The sequence below is a fragment of the Psychrobacter sp. Pi2-1 genome (assembly GCF_904846645.1).
GTDB lineage: Bacteria > Pseudomonadota > Gammaproteobacteria > Pseudomonadales > Moraxellaceae > Psychrobacter.
On sequence record NZ_CAJHBO010000004.1, the window covers coordinates 13,489 to 33,220 of the forward strand.

The window sequence follows — 19,732 nt, forward strand, 5'->3', positions numbered from 1 at the left end:
ATTATCTAGATAAATTTTAAGGGTTATTAACTATTGAAATAGCATCTGATAGCTCGATTAATAGTCCAGATTGCTTCAGACCTTCTTCTACCCAGCTGACATCTATATTAAGTACTGAGTCATCATTACGCTCTAATTGCCAAGCAATAGCCTCTTGAATCTGTTGACCTTCTATAGCAATACCAAAATGAGTATAAATTCTACTCAAAAAATCATTAAGTTTAATACGTGTCCCGCTTTCAATTAAAGAATATACAAACAGTCTTATTAAGCTAGGTGTTAGTATAAAACGCTGTCCTGAACCTTTGTGTGGAATTACTAACCCTATATTTTTTGACATTCTTCTAAATACGTCTGAGCTATGTTTATCAACTTGCGTATAATCGTTTGGATTGATATTTTTCTCTTTACCAACTGAACGCATCACTCTGTAAATAATTTCTTCAGACTTACTAAAAGAGGACTCAGCAAGTTTTCTTATATTGTCCTTAGTGGTCGCGCTAGGATTACATACAATCCACGCATAATTTCCGTGATAGTTATCAGTTGTTTGATTACTCTTATCAATTTGGGTAGAACGAGCCATGATAGAGCGTAAGACTTGGAGTACACAAAGCTGCTGCAACAGCTCTATTTTCTCAAGCTTACTTATTTTAGAGCTTAATAAATTGAGCATTTCATTAGCGAATAAAAAGCCTTCAATAATGTAACTCTTAGGAATAGTTGCGAGAGTAGCTGAACGATTATCGTTATCTTCAATATCATATTCACTTAAAGTACTTTCTACGAAGTTGCAGATTTCTTCTAATTGATGAGTTTCGTCTTTTAATAGTTTTACTAGCGCATTCTCAAGCTTCTGCTTTAAATTTAGTAAATTAAATTCCAAATGTTGATAAGCACTATTTTCTTCAATTTTCTGTAATGTTAGTTTAATATCAATATCATTAGTAAATAAGAATGCTATCTGCAAAAACAATGCTTCTCCACCTCGAGCCATAAAATTATGACGATCTAATTGGAACCGTTCAGCGCTATCTGACCAACTTTCATATTCTTCAGAAGAATGTGGCCAGGTTACCTCTCTTCCAAGAAAACTAGGAGTGATTGGCATAAAGCTATAAGTAGACCATGTTCGGTTATTAGCAACACCAACAAATCCATATAGTAGATTTTGTAGTGTATTTACCAGGTTATTTTTTTCTGCATCAGACAGACCTCGCTGAGTTTTAGCTCCTAACTCATCTAAAGCGTCTAAAAAAGATTGTTGATGAACAGGGTGACGCGTATCCAGCTTTGATTGGCTAAAAAAACTAAAAAGTTTAAGTGGAAGTCTAGACTTTGGGAAATAATATCTACTATCTTCACTAACATTAAATGAGTTTTCACTTTGGTTTATTTTAAGTTCATCGGTAGTAATCTTCTTTTCACTCTTTTTAGAGTGAAAAACCAAGAGAAATTCTGATAAATACTCTATAGGAGTTTGGTCAGCTAAGAATCTTCTACCATAGACTTGAATAGCAATATTGGTTTTACTATCAGCTCTAAAGCTAGCACTAGGGAATTGAATTGCATTAATATCAGTCATTACTACCCTTCCATTCTAATAATCTTGTGATCGCCCGATTGTTCAAAATATATTTCTAATTTATTAACACTTTCATCAGACTTCATTCTAACCAGAGTAATTGCATCATCATCAACGTCTTGAGCATAATCGATAAGACTTAATTTAAAACGTTCTAACTGAGTCTTATAGATAGGATTTAATGATTCGGTAACATCTCCAATCACAATATTTTCAATGTAATCTAATAGTGGCAAGCTTAAGTCTAAGCGAACATCTTCTGAATCTTTAGGTTTCTTTAAGTGTATAAAAGGCAACTTTTTTTGATTATCGTAATCAATACGAAAGGCGTTTTTAGCAATACTACAAACCATTAATTGAGCGATCTGAAATACTGAAGAATCTGAACGCTTTAGCGTGATATTAATATTATCCTTATCATCTGAACCCGAATAAAATAAATTCAATGCTTTCTCACATAATCTCTTAACTCTTCTGGATTCATCATTAAAACTATTAGGGTTTATTTGCCAGTTATTGAATTTGTATATGCTTGTGGAACCTAAGAATAGAGACTTAGTGTTTTTATTCTTATTAATACCATACATAAATAAAATTCTACGTAACGCTGCTTTTTCGTGATGGGACTCACTTTTCTTGTCGCTGTTGATATATTCTATAATAATAGACTTTAAAGGCTCATTAACTAACTCAAACTTGCTCTCATCTGTAATAAAGTTCTCAATTTCTATACCTGTATATTTGCCAGCATGAATTCGAGAAACTAGATCTATCGCCTTCAAGTCTTTTGCTTTATGCCAAATCCTATTACCAATGTAGCCGAAAAAAGTATCGCTAAATAATAGAGTTTCAGCACTATTCTTAAATGGTATATCATCATTTGATAGGCTCATACCAGCAGTCAAAGAAACGCTTAAATGCGCTAACATCTGTCGCAAAGTCATACGCTTTTCATAATTCAGTAAATACAGATATGTTAAACGAATACTTTCTTCGACATCTTGATAGTGATTTTTGATGGTGATATGGTTAATAATAATAGGATGAGTGGGATGCTCTTGTATAATCTGCTGCCACCCTGGATGGTTAATAATATTTTTGAAAATATTCAAGGCCACTTCTATATTATTTAACTTAGCAATATTTACAATATAAAATGCTTTTGAGTTGACGTCATCTAGTCTTAAGTTACTTATATCTTCAATAGCAATATCTTTATCAAGAAATTCTAGTATTTTAGATTCTATTTGGTGAGCTTTAAAACTGGAAGTCCAATTAGTCTTTTCCAATGAGCTAGCTATTGAAGTTAACAAAGGGCCTGTATTACTTACAATCAACCAATTTCCTGATGAGTTAAATGCTTTTCTTAACCAACTTCTTCTATTTTCTAAACTTAGTTCACTCATATCCTTGAGTACGTTTAATTCGTTTTTTTCGAGGTATTCGTGCTCTTTGAATTGATATCCTTGTGGATAGTGTTCTGTACCTAACTCTCTCAGCAACTCAAATGCTATTGTAGATTTTCCATCCCCTGCATGACCGGTTAGAATGATGACAGCATCCTGATCTTCAGAAATAATTGACTTCAAAGATTCAACGATGGGAAAAGGATGATATATGTCTTTAAAGTAAGATGAGTTGACTTGAGACTCTGCTAGGCTGTTCGTACCTGAAGCATTAAGATTATGAAGCGAATTAATATAATTTATGAGTTCCATGGTGACTACTTAATATATGGTTTTAGAGTTAGTTGTTATTGATATCAAATTCATATTGATTTATGTGCAACTACTATTACTTTTAAGTAGCCCTCATAAATAACAAACAGTTGTTATGTTATCATTAAAGTTAAGATTATCCTTCCAAAAATGCATTTTTTCTATAAAAAATCTTCATTCTTCTGTTTATCTGATGTCCCCTGCCGTCAAATTCATATATATAAGATAGAGCTATCAATCAGTCAAACCATCTACGATGAGCAAAAAATGCAAAACATGACTCATCAAAGCAGAAGATAGTTTTGTACTACCCTTTTTCTGTAGTGGACTAATAAGTGTTAATGAATAGCCGTTGTAAGTGTCTAAATGAATTAGGTCACCTTCGAATTCAGGCATATCCTTTTCAAACTCTTCCATTTTTTTACGCTTAGCTGGTTTATCAACAACAGAGCGATATACATTTTTATTATTCTCATTGAGGTAAGGCTCTGATTTAAGGAAGCTGATATTAACGCGCCAATGCCTACTTGGTAGTATCTGACACATAATACTTAAGTATTTATAAAAATTCTTTTTTTGCTTAAAAGTAAAACGAATCTCACTTTTAGAGCTGTTAACCTTCTCATAGAATACTTGAAGCATCTCTTTCACCTTACGCCGACCCTCCTTATCCTCATATAATTTTTCAAGATTATTAAAGCATAAGTTCACTAGGGCTTGCTCTTCATGATAATGCAGCGGTGTTGGCGCTAGTAAAATATGGTCAGAGCGTTGTTTACGTTTTTTAGAGATCAGTTTATGGTTCAGATTACCCTCAGTATCTTTAACTAAGCTCACTGCTCGCTCATAAATCATTAACGCATCATCGTACCTAAAGTTTAAACTACTGGCCTCACCTAGCGTTTGACCATCCTCAATGTCCCATAAAAGCTTTTCTATCATTTCACGGCTATATCTACCGAACACAGTTGAATACTGCTTTTTATCAGTATCAATAGAACTATTACTTGATAGAGGTATATTCGCTTCATTAGCAAGCACCAACTTTTCACAATCAACCTTACGATTCACGTATTGTCTGATACGATTGAGATTAACAGCGTTGTCCCTGCTCTCTAAAGCATTTTTGTTATGCTGCTTTAAGTCCATACGACTGGTGCCAATCAACTTATTAACAACATCCAAAGGCAGGGTCAATTTAGCCTGCTGCAATTGATGACTTGCGACGATATCAGCGGTATGAATATATGAGCTAAAAGTCGTGATGAGATCGGCATGACCGGCAAACTCCATTAGCGCGGCCCAGTAATTTGTCGAGACGCTGCGCACCCTACCTAAAAAATGAGTTTTAATATCATAGATTTTTATCTCATCATAATCTGTGAACTGCATGACTAACATTGGGTTACATCTAAGTATAAGCGCCATATTTGATATCGCATTATGACGAAAGCTGTGCAGAGTAATGTCGTGATAAGCAGTATTTTCTAGTATGCGTTTTAGTGGCTGCTCAATACTATAACGAGACATAACAGAGGACTGATACGCTAAAGTAAATAAGTAACGAGAAGACTGTCGCTTTTTCAAGTGAAAGAACCTTTTAAAATCTTCTAGCTCTTCTGACAAAAGTAATACTGATAAATATATTCGCCGTGTGCCGTCATCTGATTTCAAGTCTCGATGCGCGTTAGGGCGAACAATAACGTTATATTCGGTAAAGCTTTGATTGTCATATTCGATATCTGTAACTTGTAGTCCCAAAATCTCGCTGATACGCATGCCAGTACGATATAACAATATTATGACAATACTAAGCGCTTGTTTATAGTACGCACTCAGCACTTGTTGCTCAGCGATACAATCAAGAATAGTATGATAAACTTTCTGAGGAATCAGGTAGCTCGATACTATTTGCGCATCACCGCCTCCTCTGATGTCGATTTCAGGCGCTTTGTTATACTTCTTTAAAGAATCATGCAGTGAGCAAATAACTGTTTTTGTATATCCTAATTTATTTGGGTTCTTTTCTGCAATAATTTCGTTATATATATAGTGATAGTCATGTTTTGACCATTGTAAAAAGTCAGCAGTGCGTGTCCCTGCGATAAAGCCATTCCCGATCTCGGACAAATACCGCTTTAAAGTATTAATTTTCCTTCCATTAATACACAGATCCAACATCCATCTAACCAATCGTTGTTGATTGGGATATAGGTTTTGGGTTAGTAGACTTACTAGCTGTGGTTGAACCTGTTTTTTATCGTTGTTAAGTATCGTGCGTATCTCTTTAACTGCATCAGACCTAAACCGTTCGACTTTGACAGCATCAAGTGCGTTATCACCATTGTTACTAGTACTAGGCCCGATCATTAATTTACTAACATGCTCATCAGACAGAACAACCTTAGGTGTTTTAATGCTCTGGAAATACCTCAGTAGTTGCGATGTTGATATTGATGTTTGCTTTTGCTGACCTGTTAGTACTTGGACTAGTTGAATGTCCAAATACACGTCTGGTAGCGTTTGCCAGTAGATTGCAATGTGCTGCAAATAGTTAGATTTATGGATTGATTTAACTGTGAAGTTTTCTCCAACAAACTCACCTAGCCTTTGAATAATTTGACGGTATTTAGGAAAATCGCTTTGCGCTTGACGCTGGTGTTGTAGCTTGAGCAGCCACAAACGGCTAATATCATCTATAATTATCAAGCGCGTTTGATACACCTCATCTCTACCCCCTTCTATAGGAGTAACCTCGTTGCCATAGTCAGGTGATAATAGCCTGAGTGGCATAATAAGCATGTCGTCAAATAACTGATATATCGGTTTACTATCTTTGAGATACTCGTATATTGCCTTGAGCATCTTTTCATCGTTATAACCTGCAAAACTAACTAGTGAAAATAAAAACCAACTTACACAATCAAGTACGCTAAAGGTATTTTTTTTCTGCCATGTATTAAACGCTTGTGTGACAATATTTTGGGCTTTAGGCAAGTATAAAAACTCATCGAAATCATTGATATTCTTAGGGCGCTGTGGACGTACAGCTATGATTGGCTTTGGAAATAACGGCAGATATCTTTTTTGACGTACTTCATTAACTTTGTCAAAAAAGCGCATACGTTCGAACAATGCAAATGGTAGTAGATGTGCTGACAAATTTTTCTCAATCTCTTTGTAGATTGATTCGTATAAATCGTAAATTTGCTCATCCGTTATCGCCTCTGAGTACTGATTTTCTTCAACAAAAGCATCCCACGCGTTTTGACACAGCTCTTTAGTATACTGTAATGCCTGCTTGCGCTGATCTTGCGATTTTGCTGACCGTCTTAGATAACCGTAGAGAATATCTTGCTGTGTCTTTGTCATAAAGTAACCTGCTGTAGTTCAAGCTTTACTGCCAGCTGTTGATAAGTATTTTTAGCGGCTAGTATGTGCCCTATAGACAATGCTGAGTTTCTTCTCCATGCTTCTTGCCCTATCATTTCATGACCAAAGATCGCTAAGATCACTGCTTCATCCAACCCAAATTCGTGTAAAAACCTTTGTCCAACGTGCCGTGTCCAGTCTATTTTAAAGCGAAAGTTTTCACCCAGTTCTTGACTGACAATAGCAGGACGCAAAGAATGAAAGCCACTTTTTTTATCTATAAAATTTAGTAGTGGGCGCTCAGAAGTCATAATTTTATTAACTTCAACATTGAAGTTAGGATCTAACCGTCCGTAACGCTTAGCAAAGCCACTTATATAATATAAAAAGTTTTGAATAGCTTCTGTCAAAAATGAGCAAATGGGCACTCGGCGCTGACTATTACCTGTTACCCTTTCCTCTTTATCAGAAATCCAAGCAATACCTGCTTGCAGATCTATTTGTTTTAAATAACCTGGTGCACCTTCCACTGCTCTTACTGACGTCAGTAAAAGGGACACATGCCACAACCACAAGTTATAAAAATTGAATTTTTCTCTATAATTTGTGGTGGTTACTACCTTTTGATACAGATAGTTAATGAACAGCCTTACTATCGGATAGTCAGGGCTGTTTTGACTGCCAATAGCATCATCACTGAGTACTACATTGGATAAATATTCAACGACGCTAAATTTTTCTTTATTACAGCGCTCTGTAAGGATTTTAATCGCATCATGATAGACTGCTCTTACCTTCTTAAGATCGTGCGAGCTATACCAAGTATCAGCTCTTTTTCTACTGTTACGTGAAGTAATGATAGTCGCCAGTTGAGTGCTACCAACTTCATAAATGATAATGGTGTACAGAGACTTTTCAATTCTAACCAAACTAATAACTGGCAGCTCTAAAGTTACTCGTAGATCAGCAATGACCTCATTAATCAAGGCTGAATCCGGATAACCTTTATAAGTTAAAAATATGCCCAATGCCTCAGGTATTGGTAGCTTGAACTGTGTCAATCGGTTAGCAATAACTGACTCTATTCCTGTAGTTCTAATTCGTAGCGGCGTGATATCTAGATTAATGATAAATTCGTACTTTGCTTTACGAGCACTGATATCAATGAGCTCTTTATGATTATTGTTAATATCATCAGCTAATCTAGCGACTGAATGACCCGTGTATAAAGAAAGTAGCAAATAAGCTATAGCTCGTTTTTTGTCCCTATCAGCTTCACTGTCATTATAGTCATCGAACCACTGCCACAATTTAAATGCTATATTTTTAATAGCAGTTAACGGTAACTGACGGATATTGCTACTCACAAACCTCTCATTTTTATTTGCATGCGCAAATTTCGCTCGCGTTCTTCGATAAATCTGATTACTTGAGAACTTCTCGGTCTCTTTTAGAGTTTTTTGCTCGATATAATTGAAATCAGGAATTGGATCATCTAATCGCTCACGATTAATATCATTACCACTCTCTGTTTTCTCAAAGCTTGTGATTGATACTAGCTCATCTGTATCATCATCTACATCCGTTTGCGTCACATACTCAATTTTTGGCTCATCAATTTTGCTCTGTTTAGTCTGTTTTCTGCCTAAGGAAGTGCGCGTTATGCTATCCCTATTGTTGAATGCGAAGTCAATAGTTCGATAAATTTTGATAAATGACTTGAGAGTAGGAGTATTATTGCTTTCTAGTTCGACTCGATAACTTTCAAACCTTTCATAGGTAGCCTGTAACGTATCAGCTTGTAGTGTTAAATAGCAATGCTTCCAAATACCGTAATTACCACTTACTGGATTCATCCATTTTCTAGCTTCAGCCGTTGTCTCACCAATACGTCTAGGCAAGTCATTTTGAGCAAAATAGATTAGTAAATGGCTCAATTTAGCGACCCATAACCATTCTTTACTTGGACTACCAGCATTAAGTTCTGGTAGATGATAAGTACTAGCAATAAATGCTCGTGTCAAATTTTCGGGCTTAGTCAACTTACCTTTGTATGAGTCGTATATCTTTTTTAAACATGCTGAAGTCAAAAACTCTAATTGTTCAACCTCAATGGTGATGTCCATAAATTCATTTGAGACTAAATTGGCAACTGTTAAAAAGAAATTACTAAGATCATCGGTATAAACATCGTCAGTGGCTGGTATTAACTTTTTCACATTACTTACTGTCAGCATAGCGCACCTCATCAATTAATTCGGAGAATGAAGGGATTTCACTAGCGTATTGGTTATGCATGAGATTCACCTGATAATCATATTGATAACGCTCGATATTTTTAATATCTAAAATACGCTGTATAGTTAGAGAATTATCAAATAGCGCTCTTTGCACCTGAATAGGCATACTATTTTTTATAGCATTGAAAATATTTGGATTAATAGGATCTAAGTTTATAAACTCGTTCATAAGACAAGACCAAGCGCGCCGCTCTATTTCGGCATTGGATAGAATTACTCTTCTAATAGATATCTCAGAGCTGTTCGTCAGAATACTTACCTCTCTAAAACCATCAAAAAATCTATACTGATCAGACTCATCTACGACTTCCAACAACAGCGTGTTACTTGAGACGAACTCATTAGTCTCAGCCTCAATTAACTCACAGAATATTTGGTACGGTTTAATGGCACATTCGTGCACTATTAATTCATCCGATGCGTTAATACTCTTGACGCTTCGTCTCATTGTCTTATTAGCTAGCTTTGCCATGATCATGTCCATATGTCAGTTGCATGTACCGTACAAAATCAATTATCGCCGATAGGGTAGGTATGCTATAATTAATATTTGGTTGGTGTCATATTACCATAATATAACAGTGTCTATAAATATATTTAATCTATTAAAATACCTGTTATTCATAAATATTTGTATACATAAAAAAACCTTAAACCCTTTAAAGTAATAGGTTTAAGGTTTATTAATATCAATGTTACTTTGGTCGGCGTCCTTGCCAAGGTTGGGGTTTCCCGCTCCAAATATGGCTTGAAAAAGCACTAAAATCCTCACTTCTTGAATAAGAAGTGAGGATTTTTTTTGTCCAATTTTCAGGGGCTACAGCGTTTCTGTATCTTATTACCCAATCAAATCATTAAGTTAATCTAACCAGATAAAAGTCTCAAAATCAGCACCGTGACCAAAACGTGACCATTTCGAACTAACCCTCTAAAGTGGAAATATCATTTCAATTGTCAAAGTTATAGTACTATTAGAGTTGACTATCACTACAGTCCATTCTAATTAACGACAGATTGAGCCATTCATGAACTTCATAGACGTTGAGCCCACGCTAGAAAATTACTGGCGAGCTATTATTCTGTTTGGTAGAAACACTGCTTCTTATAAATTCGCGCTTGCCAAAACTCTAATCGATGTCAGCTTAGAGAGAGATTCTGACTTGATTTCGCTCGAAGATTTAGCGCTGCCCTACGCCTTTCATCTATGTGAACATCTAAAACATAGCCCTAAACAAAGCACTTTTAATAGTAGTAAGTTTATCAATGCTTGCATTCAATTCAACCATCAACAGATTAGCGAAGATGAACTCATTCATGTCACGAATAAAGAAGGATTTAAATACGTTTTGGACGCATTTCATGTAGTCAATACTAAAGCAGTGCAAGAACGTTTTTATGATGTAATTGATGAAGAGTTTTTTGTTGACGAGCGTAAGCACAATAAAGGGATACGTCTAACAGATAACTTATTCAAATTATTTCATGTATTTGATAGATCAGCAGAAAGTTTAAATCTTGAGACGGAATCACGCTGGAACTTGGTAGAAAAAGCGTGGGAGCTCAATATTAATAAAGGTTTAATTTCAGTTGAATTTGACCAAGATACCAAACAGCTATTTACTAAAGATACTAAACATTGCCGCATTGATATTACCAGTTCAAGAGGTGCATTAAACGGATATCAAAAGAGCAGATGCTTTTACTGCTTTACAGAAATCAGTATTGCTTCTAATGATGTGATGCTAGCAGACGTTGACCACTTCTTTCCGCATACTTTAAAAGCCCAAGTAGCAACCGCTAGTTGCTGTCGGCCAGTTAATGTCGATGGGGTTTGGAATTTAGTACTTGCTTGCTCTAATTGCAACCGTGGTATAGATGGTAAAGCTGCTAAATTACCTAATATTGAGTTGTTGAAAAGACTACATACACGCAACGAATATTTGATTGGCAGTCACCACCCACTACGCGAAACCTTAATCAATCAAACGGGTATAAATGAGAAGACACGTCAACAGTTTTTGCAGAAGTCCTTCAACTTTTCAAAAGAACATTTGATTCATGTCTGGCAACCTAGACAGCAAGGAAACAGTCTCTTCTAATAATGAACAGCGATATATAGCCCATGATAAATCAATCAAATACCCTAGATTTTTATAATAGCAACGCAAATTCATTCTTTGAGCAAACCATTAGTGTGGATATGCATCGACTATACCAACCCTTTATAGACAACTTGCCTGTTAGACCAGTACACCAGCAAAACATACTAGATTTAGGCTGCGGCTCAGGTCGTGACAGTATTCACTTTGCTAACTTAGGCTTCAATGTTACTGCTATTGATGGTAGCCGAGAGCTGATTGAGCGGGCAAAAATCCATCACAATAATATGATTTATTGGCAATGCTTAACTTTCGAGCAAATTCCATTTCAAAATTGGTATAAACGATTTACGAGTATTTGGGCATGTGCTTCGCTGCTTCATGTACCTTCTAAAGAGCTTCCTGAATTAGTAGATAATTTGCTTACTACGCTGACAGATAAAGGTAGTTTTTACGCATCTTTCAAGTATGGCAATAGTGAGTACGTTGATAATGGACGTTTTTTCTGCGATATGAATGAAGAATGCTGGGAAACCTTAAAGCAAAAAATCAATCATAAGTTCAAAGAAGAAACTTGGCTTACGATTGATCAAAGAACGAATAGAAATAAAGCATGGTTTAATATTATGATTAAAAAGGTTTAAACAAATGAGCCGAAGCTATGATGAGTTTCGATGTGCACGTTTTTAATATAGAACGACATAGGTTGCGCAATATTTATGTCGTTAGTATCATGTTGGTTTAGAAGTAGCTCAACTACAATTAGGAAAATATTATGGCAAAATTAGAATCAAACATTGAGCTAGAAGCCGCGGCATTTCGTCGCTTACTAGCTCATTTAGATGAACGTAAAGATGTACAAAATATCGAACTGATGAACCTTGCCGACTTTTGTCGTAACTGTTTATCCAAATGGTATAAAGCGGCTGGTGAAGAGCGTGGTATTGGCATCGACTACGAGGATGCGCGCGAGCTTGTTTATGGTATGCCTTATGCTGAGTGGAAAGAGAAATATCAACAGAAAGCAACGCCAGAGCAGTTAGCGCGTTTTAACGAGATTGAAGCTGCTAAAAATAAAGCGAATTAAAACTGACAGTGATGGCTCAGATAAAATAAGCCACCAGTAGAAAGTAATATCAAAAAACCCAACATTGCCGCTAGATTAGCGGCTTTCTATGGATTTGAGGATGCTACTAAACCCTATGGTTCCTTGTTTCTGCATTTGACGGTCAAATAGGCGACCGACTAATGGCAGTGGTACAATCAATCGACCCTCAGATACCCAAGTCACGTGTGTGGTGCCATCGCCCAAGTCCTTTAAATCAATGATACCTTTATCATGCTGCATTTTTATAGGTTTAGATTTCTCGATTTGGTATTGCATATGAGTAGGACGCTCAAACGCCGTAATCCGCTCCCAGAACTTAACAGGTCCCGTTTGAATGCTACGTAAAGCCCCGACGCCATTGCGCTCTTCATTACCTTCAGCTACTAACTTAGCAGCCCCCACCGCTTTAAATGAGCCATAACTGGCATGGTCACTCAGTGCTTCAAATACCTCATCAATCGGTTTTTTGACAATGCGCTCTACTTTTATTTTAAACATAATATGATCTCGTTAAGACTAAATTTATTTAGCTTACTGCTATTTTAGAAATAAATATAGTGGCCACATTGTGAAAAATTATTACCGTGAAGAGCCTCTTCCTTTTGAAGGACGCCTGCCATTGGTAGTAGGTTTGCCATTGCCTCCGGACTTACCATTACCCCCTGACGGCTTACCACGACCAGTAGGACGTCCATCCCTACCTTTAGAACCTGCTGGTTTTCTAGCATCATCTTTGGCGTATTTGCTACGCCCCTTTGCTGCCCCTGCCGATTTTGTAGATGGTTTTGACTTTGATGAAGCATCAGCACGAGGTTTTTTTCGTGGCGTATTGCGAGATTTCTTGTTTGAGTGATTGTCTTGTGAAGAAGAGTCTTCTACAGATTTAAGTAACACAGACAGCTCTTTTGGGGTTAAGTCTCGCCAGTCACCAACAGGAAGACCCTTGAGACTTACATTCATAATCCGCGTACGTTCAAGCTTGACGACTTCGTAGCCAAAGTGCTCACACATACGGCGAATTTGACGGTTTAGACCTTGAACGAGCGTGATGTTAAATACATTAGGCGCCACTTTAGTCACTGGGCATTTTTTGGTCATCTTGCCAAGCATCGGCACACCGCCCGCTAAACCTTCGATAACACTATCAGTTAACGGCTTATTTACTGTAACTAGATACTCTTTCTCATGATTATTACCAGCACGTAGTACCTTATTGACCAAATCACCATTGTTAGTCAAAAATATCAAACCTTGAGAATCTTTGTCCAAACGACCAATCGGAAAAATACGCAAACTATGTCGCACAAAATCGACAATATTATTTTTCTCAGAGCTTTCCGTGGTGCTCACAATACCCACTGGCTTATTCAACGCAATAAAAATAAAATCATCCGGCTCTCGTGGCTCAATAAGCTGCCCGTTGACTTTTACTGCATCACCAGCGACCACCTGATCACCTACCGACGCACGTTTGCCATTGATATATACATTACCTTGTTCAATAAAGCGGTCAGCGTCTCGCCTAGAGCAAATACCACTTTCGCTGATGTATTTATTTAAACGAGTCGAGGAAGCGTTGAACATAAAGCACCGTTTTACCTGATATGAAGCTTTTTTTGCTAAGAAAAAAGCCTAAATTGAATGGATCAACAATAACGAAATAGCTCACATTATATATGAAATCGACTGACCCTTTGAGGGGAGATGGGTAAAAACCTAGAAATGTATCGCGTCATGTAATTTTGGATGATGTCGAAAGAACTGGTTTATGAGGTTAGAAATTTAAAAAGCCTCACCATTCATCATACGAGCAGTGAGGCTTTTTTCTAGTTTTTCAGCTATATAATTTTTCAAATCTGTTCTTTTGCTGATTACTCTACTAACTTATCTTCCACACTACTCAGCATCATCTAACAGTTTGTTAAGCTCGTCCACCATTGGATCGTCAATGATGCTACCTTCTACATAGCTGATTATCTCATCCACAGTCGTCAGATCCATTTCACGAATACCTAAACTGGCTAGTTGCGAATTAATAGATTCTAAGCTGTCGTTATCTTCAGCGTCATCTAATAAATCCTCTTCAAATCTACCTCTGACAAACCAGTACATTTTTTCTAGTACGGTTTCTTTTTTGGTTAAAGTAGAATAACCATCACCATAAATAAATAGATTGAAATGATAAGGTATTTCTACATCATTAATGAAGAAAGTACGTTGGCACTCTAACGTATAGGCTTGAATCTCTTCACTCTCAGCGCTTTCATCACTTTTGTTGTCTTCATCATATTCAATCGCCTCTTCTATCAACTCACCTAATATCTGATAGTCGCCGACTTTGATTTTATGATTATAAATGATAGCAGAGTCTGCGATTGCATCAAAAATAATGGCACTGACATCTAAGGTATGATTATCGATATCATAGAATGCTTTTAACGCTGGCAAAAACTCGGTCAGCTCTTCTTCAGGCACTTGAATGAGAAACTGCTGCTCGTATATTTTAATCATATCTTCAGGAGCATAGGTATTAGCAGTATTGGTCTCGTTTCTACCTGTTGGCTGCAAAGGTAAAAAATTATACGGGTTATGTTTGGTCATTCAAAACTGCCTTTTTACTTAAGTTAAATTTATTAAATGTCTGTGTTGCTCAATCTCTAAGAGCCTTTGAACGTGCTACTATTTTTCGGTACCGTAAGACTTTAGGATTTATAGGTGTATTGTCTCTTATTCAGGCAATTTTAGATAGACAGTTATAAATATACAAGTTCAATCACTCTCATTTAGAAATGCAGTCTAAATAACACAGACTAAAAAGACGATACTAGCCAGCAGCGGCTTAATATCGCCTTCAAGTGCTAATCCAACTTTCACTTTTATCTAAAGCTACTTACATACTAATTGTTAATTCACCTGTTGCCATCCTGAGGTTGCCTGATGTTCATCTTGATGCGCAAACAAAGGGTGAACCTTGGCTTCATGTAGACTCAGCACGGGGGTCACACAGACATCCGTTGCCGCAAATACACCTTGCCAATGCTCAAGCGTTTGACTGGCGAATTTTTCCGCTATGGTTTTAGTCGCTGCTTGGCTCTCAGGCCTATTTGGCATGATACCAAGCTGCCAGTGTATTTCTTTAAGCGACGGCAGCTCCAATACCTCACATAAACCTTGCCAAAATTTCAACTCCAATGCACCAACTGCCATATGGCGCTGGTCAGCGGTTTGGTACAGTCGATAACATGGTAATGCACCGCCTAAAAAGTCATGCTGTGGCATGGGAGCTGTACTTGAAGTATTATTTGAAGCACTATTTGAATTGTCACCTGAAAAACGACTGATTAGCTTACCCGTCACCTTTGGCATAATCATATGATTGTAAAGGCTATGCGTCATGCTAATCGCAATATGTCGTCCTTTGCCAGTACGCTGGGCGGCAAATACGGCAGCCAACAGTGCTATCACTGCTGTGTCACTACCACCTGCCAAATCCGCAAACTGGATATTGGGCATGGCCTGCTCACCCTGCGCTGTTTTTAACTGATCCAGCACACCGCTCATGGCCATAAAGTTGATATCATGACCTGCCTTATTGGACCAGTCATGATTCACTTGAGAGCTATTTTTTGAGTCAGCATCTTCTAAATAGATACCTTCTTTCGCGTAATTGCCTGCTAAGCCATAACCAGTAATAGATACCATTACTAGCTTTGGGTTGATGGTATGCAAGGTCTTAGCATCTAGTCCCATTTCTGCCAAAATACCTGGGCGAAAGCTATCTAGCATCACATCAGCTTCTTTAAGATGTGCTTTTATAGCTCCAATCGCTTTAGCGTCATGAAAGTCATATTTTTCGGTAGTCTTACCGTGGTTCAGAGCTGCGAAGAGCTCACCAAATACCCGAGCAGGATCGCCTTGTTTGGGCTCGATTTTAAGAACGTCCGCGCCTAAGTCCGCAAGCAGGCGCGTGGCAAAAGGCCCAGGTAGATTACGAGTCAGATCGATCACTCGTAACCCTTGTAGACAGTCCTTCATTTGATCAGGATTTGATACATATCTATCAGTCATCAGAGAACGCCTCGCCTTTGACTGCCATGTCTAGCAAGATTTGAGCTGGCTCAAAACGTTCACCATATTTCGCAGCCAGCTCACGACTCCGCTCAACAAACGCACTAACACCCATTGCATTGATAAACTGTAGCGTACCACCATGCTGCGGTGCGAACCCCCAACCAAAGATAGACCCTATATTGGTATCAGCTACTGAGCGCACAACATTTTCCTCATAGCATTTAGCAGATTCATTGGCTTGAATAAACATCAGGCGATCAACCAAATCTTGCTGCGACGGTTGCTCTGATTTTGGCGGATATAAATTTATCAGATCAGGCCATAGATGCTTATCACCCTCTATTGGATAGTCATAGAACCCTTTGCCATTTTTCTTACCTTCGCGCCCATGCTCATTGACCAGTGTTTTTAGTATGTCATAAGAAGGACGCACTACGATTGGCTTACCTTCGGCTACCATATCCGCTTGCTGCTGTTCGCTGACATGCAATGCGAGGCTTAATGACACTTCATCTTGTAATGCTAGCGGCGGCATTGGCATACCTGTTTTCAGTCCGGCAACTTCAATGCTACGCGGATGCACACCCTCTCCTAGCATCGCAATGCCCTCTGACACATAGGTACCAAATACCCGCGAGGTATAGAAGCCATGACTGTCATTGACGACGATAGGCGTTTTACCTATTTGCACAACATAATCGAAAGCTTGGGCCAACGTTGCATCGTCGGTTTTCTCGCCCATGATAATCTCAACCAGCGGCATCTTGTCTACTGGCGAGAAAAAGTGCAGACCGATAAATTGGTTTGGACGAGTGCTGGCTTTTGCCAGTCCTGTGATCGGTAGCGTTGAGGTGTTAGAAGCATAGACGGCCGTGTTTGAAATCACTGCCTCACTTTGCTGGGTACACTTGGCTTTGATTTCTCGGTTTTCAAACACTGCTTCGATAATAAGATCACAATCTGCCAAATCATCGTAAGAAACGGTTGGCATAATGCGTTCTAAGAGAGCTTGTTTTTTCTCTTCGGTAGCACGCTTTCTGCTAATGGCTTTATCCAAAATATCAGCAGAGTACGCTTGACCTTTTTCAGCATTGGCAATCTCTGTGTCCAATAAAACGACGTCTATCCCTGCTTTGGCAGTGACATAAGCAATGCCTGCACCCATCATACCAGCACCCAAAATACCGACTTTTTTGGTGGTTGTGCGTTCAAACCCTTGAGGACGAGACTGACCTTTTTTGATGCTATTCAGCTGCGTCCATAAGGTGTTGATCATGTTTCTAGATTCAGTGGACAGTACGCAAGCGGCAAAATAACGCGACTCGATCTCAAGCCCTGTATCGATATCCACGAGGCATCCTTCAAACACACAAGACATGATATGAGTAATCGCTGGGTAGTTGCCATGTGACTTTTGATTGGCCATGGCTGGGGCGATAGAGAATATAGGAACCACCTTTGGATGCTTACTATCGCCGCCAGGAATTTTAAAGCCTTTCTTATCCCATGGCTGCTGCGCACTTGGATTATTTTGAATCCAGTCTTTTGCTTGCTTCAGCATATCTGCTTGATCAGTAGCTATTGCATCAATAAGTCCAATGTCTTTTGCCGCTGCTAGTCTTAATTTTTTGCCTTGCGTCATGAGCTCCAATGCCGTCTGAATACCGACCAACCTCGGTAAGCGCTGAGTACCACCGCCGCCAGGTAGCAAACCCAATTTCACCTCAGGCAAACCTAGCTTGGTCTTAGGCGTGTCAATGGCAATACGATAATGACAGGCAAGTGCCAACTCTAAACCACCGCCTAATGCGGTTCCTGTCATAGCAGCGACGACAGGTTTGCCTGAGGTCTCAAGCTTACGCAAACTACCTTTTAATTCTTCAGTCAGTGCAAATGCTTGCTCGGCTGTCTTTATCTGGTTCAATTGATCAATATCTGCACCAACCACAAAGGTGTCTTTGGTCGATGTGAGAATCAAGCCTGTGGCTGTGCCATCCTTGATAAAACTATCAACTATCGTGGCGAACGACTCTGTAAAACCGCCACCGATGACATTCATTTTGCGTTTGCTTTGGTCAATCGTGACAGTGACGATACCATCCTCATCACGCTGAGCTGAGAAGTTTTCTAGTGCATTAATGGCTGTCACGCTATCTGCTGTCTGGTTATTTGTCATCATTTTTATCCCTTAAATGATTCTTTATCTATTATTTCTTAATCTAATTGTGCTTTAGTCTATTTTAGAAAAAGTTAAACGCGCTCGATAATGGTGGCAATACCCATGCCACCGCCCACACATAGCGTAATCATAGCGGTCTGTAGATCGCGGCGTTCTAACTCATCAAGGACGGTCGTCATTAGCATCGCTCCTGTTGCTCCAAGCGGATGACCCATGGAGATTGCACCACCATTTACATTGACGATATCAAGCGAGATGTCAAAATCATCAGCGGTATTCATCGGGACAGCAGCGAAGGCTTCGTTAATTTCCCAAAGGTCTATATCAGAAGCTTGCATGCCCGCTTTATCGAGAGCTTTTTGGCAAGCTGGCGTCGGACCTGTCAGCATAATGGCAGGCTCTGAGCCAATGACTGACGCCATCGTGATTTTGGCGCGTGGTTTTAACCCTGCTTTTTGACCAGCTGCCGCGCTACCGACCAAACAGATGGCCGCACCATCGACGATGCCCGAAGAGTTGCCTGCATGATGCACGTGATTGACGGTTTCTATCGTGGTGTATCGGTCTAATATCACACTATCAAAGCCCATTTTTCCCGGCATGATAAAGGAAGGCTTTAGCCCAGCTAAGGTCTCGACATTGGTATTAGGACGGATGGTTTCGTCTTTATCCAATAGCATCATGCCATTGATATCGGTGACAGGGACGACCGATTTGTCGTAATAGCCACTCTCCCAAGCCTGTGCCGCTCGGCGATGCGACTCGGTGGCAAAGGCATCGACATCACTACGACTAAAGCCTTTGAGCGTTGCGATGGTATCCGCACCTATTCCTTGCGGTACGAAATGCGTCGCTTCATTGACTCGCGGATCCATGTACCAAGCCCCGCCATCAGAGCCCATCGGCACGCGGCTCATAGACTCCACACCACCTGCCACTACCATGTCTTCCATACCTGACATGACTTTGGCCGCAGCTAAATTGATAGATTCTAAACCAGAGGCACAAAAACGAGATAAGGTAAGACCTGCCACACTTTGCGCCCAGCCAGCATCAATAGCAGCAATGCGGGCAATATCAGAACCTTGCTCGCCCACTGGCGTCACACAGCCAAGCACCACATCGTCGACCAAACTGGTATCCAAGTTGTGACGCTGTTGCATCTCTTTTAATAAGATGCGTGTCAGCCAAATCGGTGATGCCTGATACAAGGAGCCGTCCTTTTTTCCTTTGCCACGTGGCGTGCGGATCGCATCATAAATATATGCAGTCTCAGTCATAAAAAATCCTTTTTTTATTT

Annotated in this window: 14 protein-coding genes; 3 read left to right on the plus strand and 11 right to left on the minus strand. The window is 39.0% G+C overall.

Going from position 1 to position 19,732, the window contains the following annotated elements:
- Positions 1 to 16: 16 nt before the first annotated feature.
- The 5 genes from JMX91_RS03700 to JMX91_RS03720 form a co-directional block, all read right to left on the minus strand.
- Complete coding sequence (locus JMX91_RS03700; protein WP_201547720.1) at positions 17 to 1,585, minus strand: hypothetical protein; 1,569 nt, start codon at positions 1,583 to 1,585, stop codon at positions 17 to 19.
- 2 nt (positions 1,586 to 1,587) lie between these two features.
- Positions 1,588 to 3,303, minus strand: coding sequence for a hypothetical protein (locus JMX91_RS03705; RefSeq protein ID WP_201547721.1), 1,716 nt, complete (start codon positions 3,301 to 3,303; stop codon positions 1,588 to 1,590).
- Between the two features lie 234 nt (positions 3,304 to 3,537).
- Complete coding sequence (locus JMX91_RS03710) at positions 3,538 to 6,675, minus strand: site-specific integrase (RefSeq protein WP_201547722.1); 3,138 nt, start codon at positions 6,673 to 6,675, stop codon at positions 3,538 to 3,540.
- Positions 6,672 to 8,912 (minus strand): hypothetical protein, encoded by a 2,241-nt coding sequence (locus JMX91_RS03715; protein ID WP_201547723.1) that lies wholly within the window; start codon positions 8,910 to 8,912, stop codon positions 6,672 to 6,674. Before JMX91_RS03715 ends, JMX91_RS03710 begins: the two co-directional genes overlap by 4 nt.
- On the minus strand, positions 8,896 to 9,447 hold the full coding sequence (locus JMX91_RS03720) for a hypothetical protein (protein WP_201547724.1): 552 nt from the start codon (positions 9,445 to 9,447) through the stop codon (positions 8,896 to 8,898). The genes JMX91_RS03715 and JMX91_RS03720 overlap by 17 nt, the downstream gene beginning before the upstream one ends.
- A gap of 553 nt (positions 9,448 to 10,000) precedes the next feature.
- On the opposite strand from JMX91_RS03720, the gene JMX91_RS03725 reads away from it, so the two are divergent.
- From JMX91_RS03725 to JMX91_RS03735, 3 genes are all read left to right on the plus strand, one after another.
- Positions 10,001 to 11,074 carry an HNH endonuclease domain-containing protein gene (locus JMX91_RS03725; protein ID WP_201547725.1) on the plus strand — a complete coding sequence of 358 codons (1,074 nt, stop codon included), beginning with the start codon at positions 10,001 to 10,003 and terminating at the stop codon, positions 11,072 to 11,074.
- 23 nt (positions 11,075 to 11,097) lie between these two features.
- Positions 11,098 to 11,718 (plus strand): class I SAM-dependent methyltransferase, encoded by a 621-nt coding sequence (locus JMX91_RS03730; protein ID WP_160021276.1) that lies wholly within the window; start codon positions 11,098 to 11,100, stop codon positions 11,716 to 11,718.
- A 131-nt stretch (positions 11,719 to 11,849) separates the two neighbouring features.
- Positions 11,850 to 12,161, plus strand: coding sequence for a DUF1244 domain-containing protein (locus tag JMX91_RS03735; protein ID WP_160021277.1), 312 nt, complete (start codon positions 11,850 to 11,852; stop codon positions 12,159 to 12,161).
- 75 nt (positions 12,162 to 12,236) lie between these two features.
- On the opposite strand, the gene JMX91_RS03740 is transcribed toward JMX91_RS03735, so the two are convergent.
- The 6 genes from JMX91_RS03740 to JMX91_RS03765 form a co-directional block, all read right to left on the minus strand.
- Positions 12,237 to 12,680: an SRPBCC family protein gene (locus tag JMX91_RS03740; RefSeq protein WP_160021278.1), complete on the minus strand. Its 444-nt coding sequence runs from the start codon at positions 12,678 to 12,680 to the stop codon at positions 12,237 to 12,239.
- Positions 12,681 to 12,761: 81 nt separating this feature from the next.
- Positions 12,762 to 13,766, minus strand: a complete 1,005-nt coding sequence (gene rluF / locus JMX91_RS03745; RefSeq protein WP_201547726.1) for a 23S rRNA pseudouridine(2604) synthase RluF — start codon at positions 13,764 to 13,766, stop codon at positions 12,762 to 12,764.
- 312 nt (positions 13,767 to 14,078) lie between these two features.
- Positions 14,079 to 14,783, minus strand: a complete 705-nt coding sequence (locus JMX91_RS03750) for a hypothetical protein (protein WP_201547727.1) — start codon at positions 14,781 to 14,783, stop codon at positions 14,079 to 14,081.
- 303 nt (positions 14,784 to 15,086) lie between these two features.
- Entirely contained in the window at positions 15,087 to 16,250 is a 1,164-nt protein-coding gene (locus JMX91_RS03755) for a CaiB/BaiF CoA transferase family protein (RefSeq protein WP_201547728.1), read from the minus strand.
- Complete coding sequence (locus tag JMX91_RS03760) at positions 16,243 to 18,432, minus strand: 3-hydroxyacyl-CoA dehydrogenase NAD-binding domain-containing protein (RefSeq protein WP_227679255.1); 2,190 nt, start codon at positions 18,430 to 18,432, stop codon at positions 16,243 to 16,245. Before JMX91_RS03760 ends, JMX91_RS03755 begins: the two co-directional genes overlap by 8 nt.
- A gap of 71 nt (positions 18,433 to 18,503) precedes the next feature.
- Complete coding sequence (locus tag JMX91_RS03765) at positions 18,504 to 19,712, minus strand: acetyl-CoA C-acetyltransferase (RefSeq protein ID WP_201547729.1); 1,209 nt, start codon at positions 19,710 to 19,712, stop codon at positions 18,504 to 18,506.
- Positions 19,713 to 19,732 lie beyond the last annotated feature (20 nt).

Bases quoted from the DNA above. Each gene is read 5' to 3' on its own strand.
- JMX91_RS03700 (WP_201547720.1), bottom strand. From the start codon at position 1,585: ATGACTGATATTAATGCAATTCAATTCCCTAGTGCTAGCTTTAGAGCT.
- JMX91_RS03705 (WP_201547721.1), bottom strand. From the start codon at position 3,303: ATGGAACTCATAAATTATATTAATTCGCTTCATAATCTTAATGCTTCA.
- JMX91_RS03710 (WP_201547722.1), bottom strand. From the start codon at position 6,675: ATGACAAAGACACAGCAAGATATTCTCTACGGTTATCTAAGACGGTCA.
- JMX91_RS03715 (WP_201547723.1), bottom strand. From the start codon at position 8,912: ATGCTGACAGTAAGTAATGTGAAAAAGTTAATACCAGCCACTGACGAT.
- JMX91_RS03720 (WP_201547724.1), bottom strand. From the start codon at position 9,447: ATGGCAAAGCTAGCTAATAAGACAATGAGACGAAGCGTCAAGAGTATT.
- JMX91_RS03725 (WP_201547725.1), top strand. From the start codon at position 10,001: ATGAACTTCATAGACGTTGAGCCCACGCTAGAAAATTACTGGCGAGCT.
- JMX91_RS03730 (WP_160021276.1), top strand. From the start codon at position 11,098: ATGATAAATCAATCAAATACCCTAGATTTTTATAATAGCAACGCAAAT.
- JMX91_RS03735 (WP_160021277.1), top strand. From the start codon at position 11,850: ATGGCAAAATTAGAATCAAACATTGAGCTAGAAGCCGCGGCATTTCGT.
- JMX91_RS03740 (WP_160021278.1), bottom strand. From the start codon at position 12,680: ATGTTTAAAATAAAAGTAGAGCGCATTGTCAAAAAACCGATTGATGAG.
- rluF (WP_201547726.1), bottom strand. From the start codon at position 13,766: ATGTTCAACGCTTCCTCGACTCGTTTAAATAAATACATCAGCGAAAGT.
- JMX91_RS03750 (WP_201547727.1), bottom strand. From the start codon at position 14,783: ATGACCAAACATAACCCGTATAATTTTTTACCTTTGCAGCCAACAGGT.
- JMX91_RS03755 (WP_201547728.1), bottom strand. From the start codon at position 16,250: ATGACTGATAGATATGTATCAAATCCTGATCAAATGAAGGACTGTCTA.
- JMX91_RS03760 (WP_227679255.1), bottom strand. From the start codon at position 18,432: ATGATGACAAATAACCAGACAGCAGATAGCGTGACAGCCATTAATGCA.
- JMX91_RS03765 (WP_201547729.1), bottom strand. From the start codon at position 19,712: ATGACTGAGACTGCATATATTTATGATGCGATCCGCACGCCACGTGGC.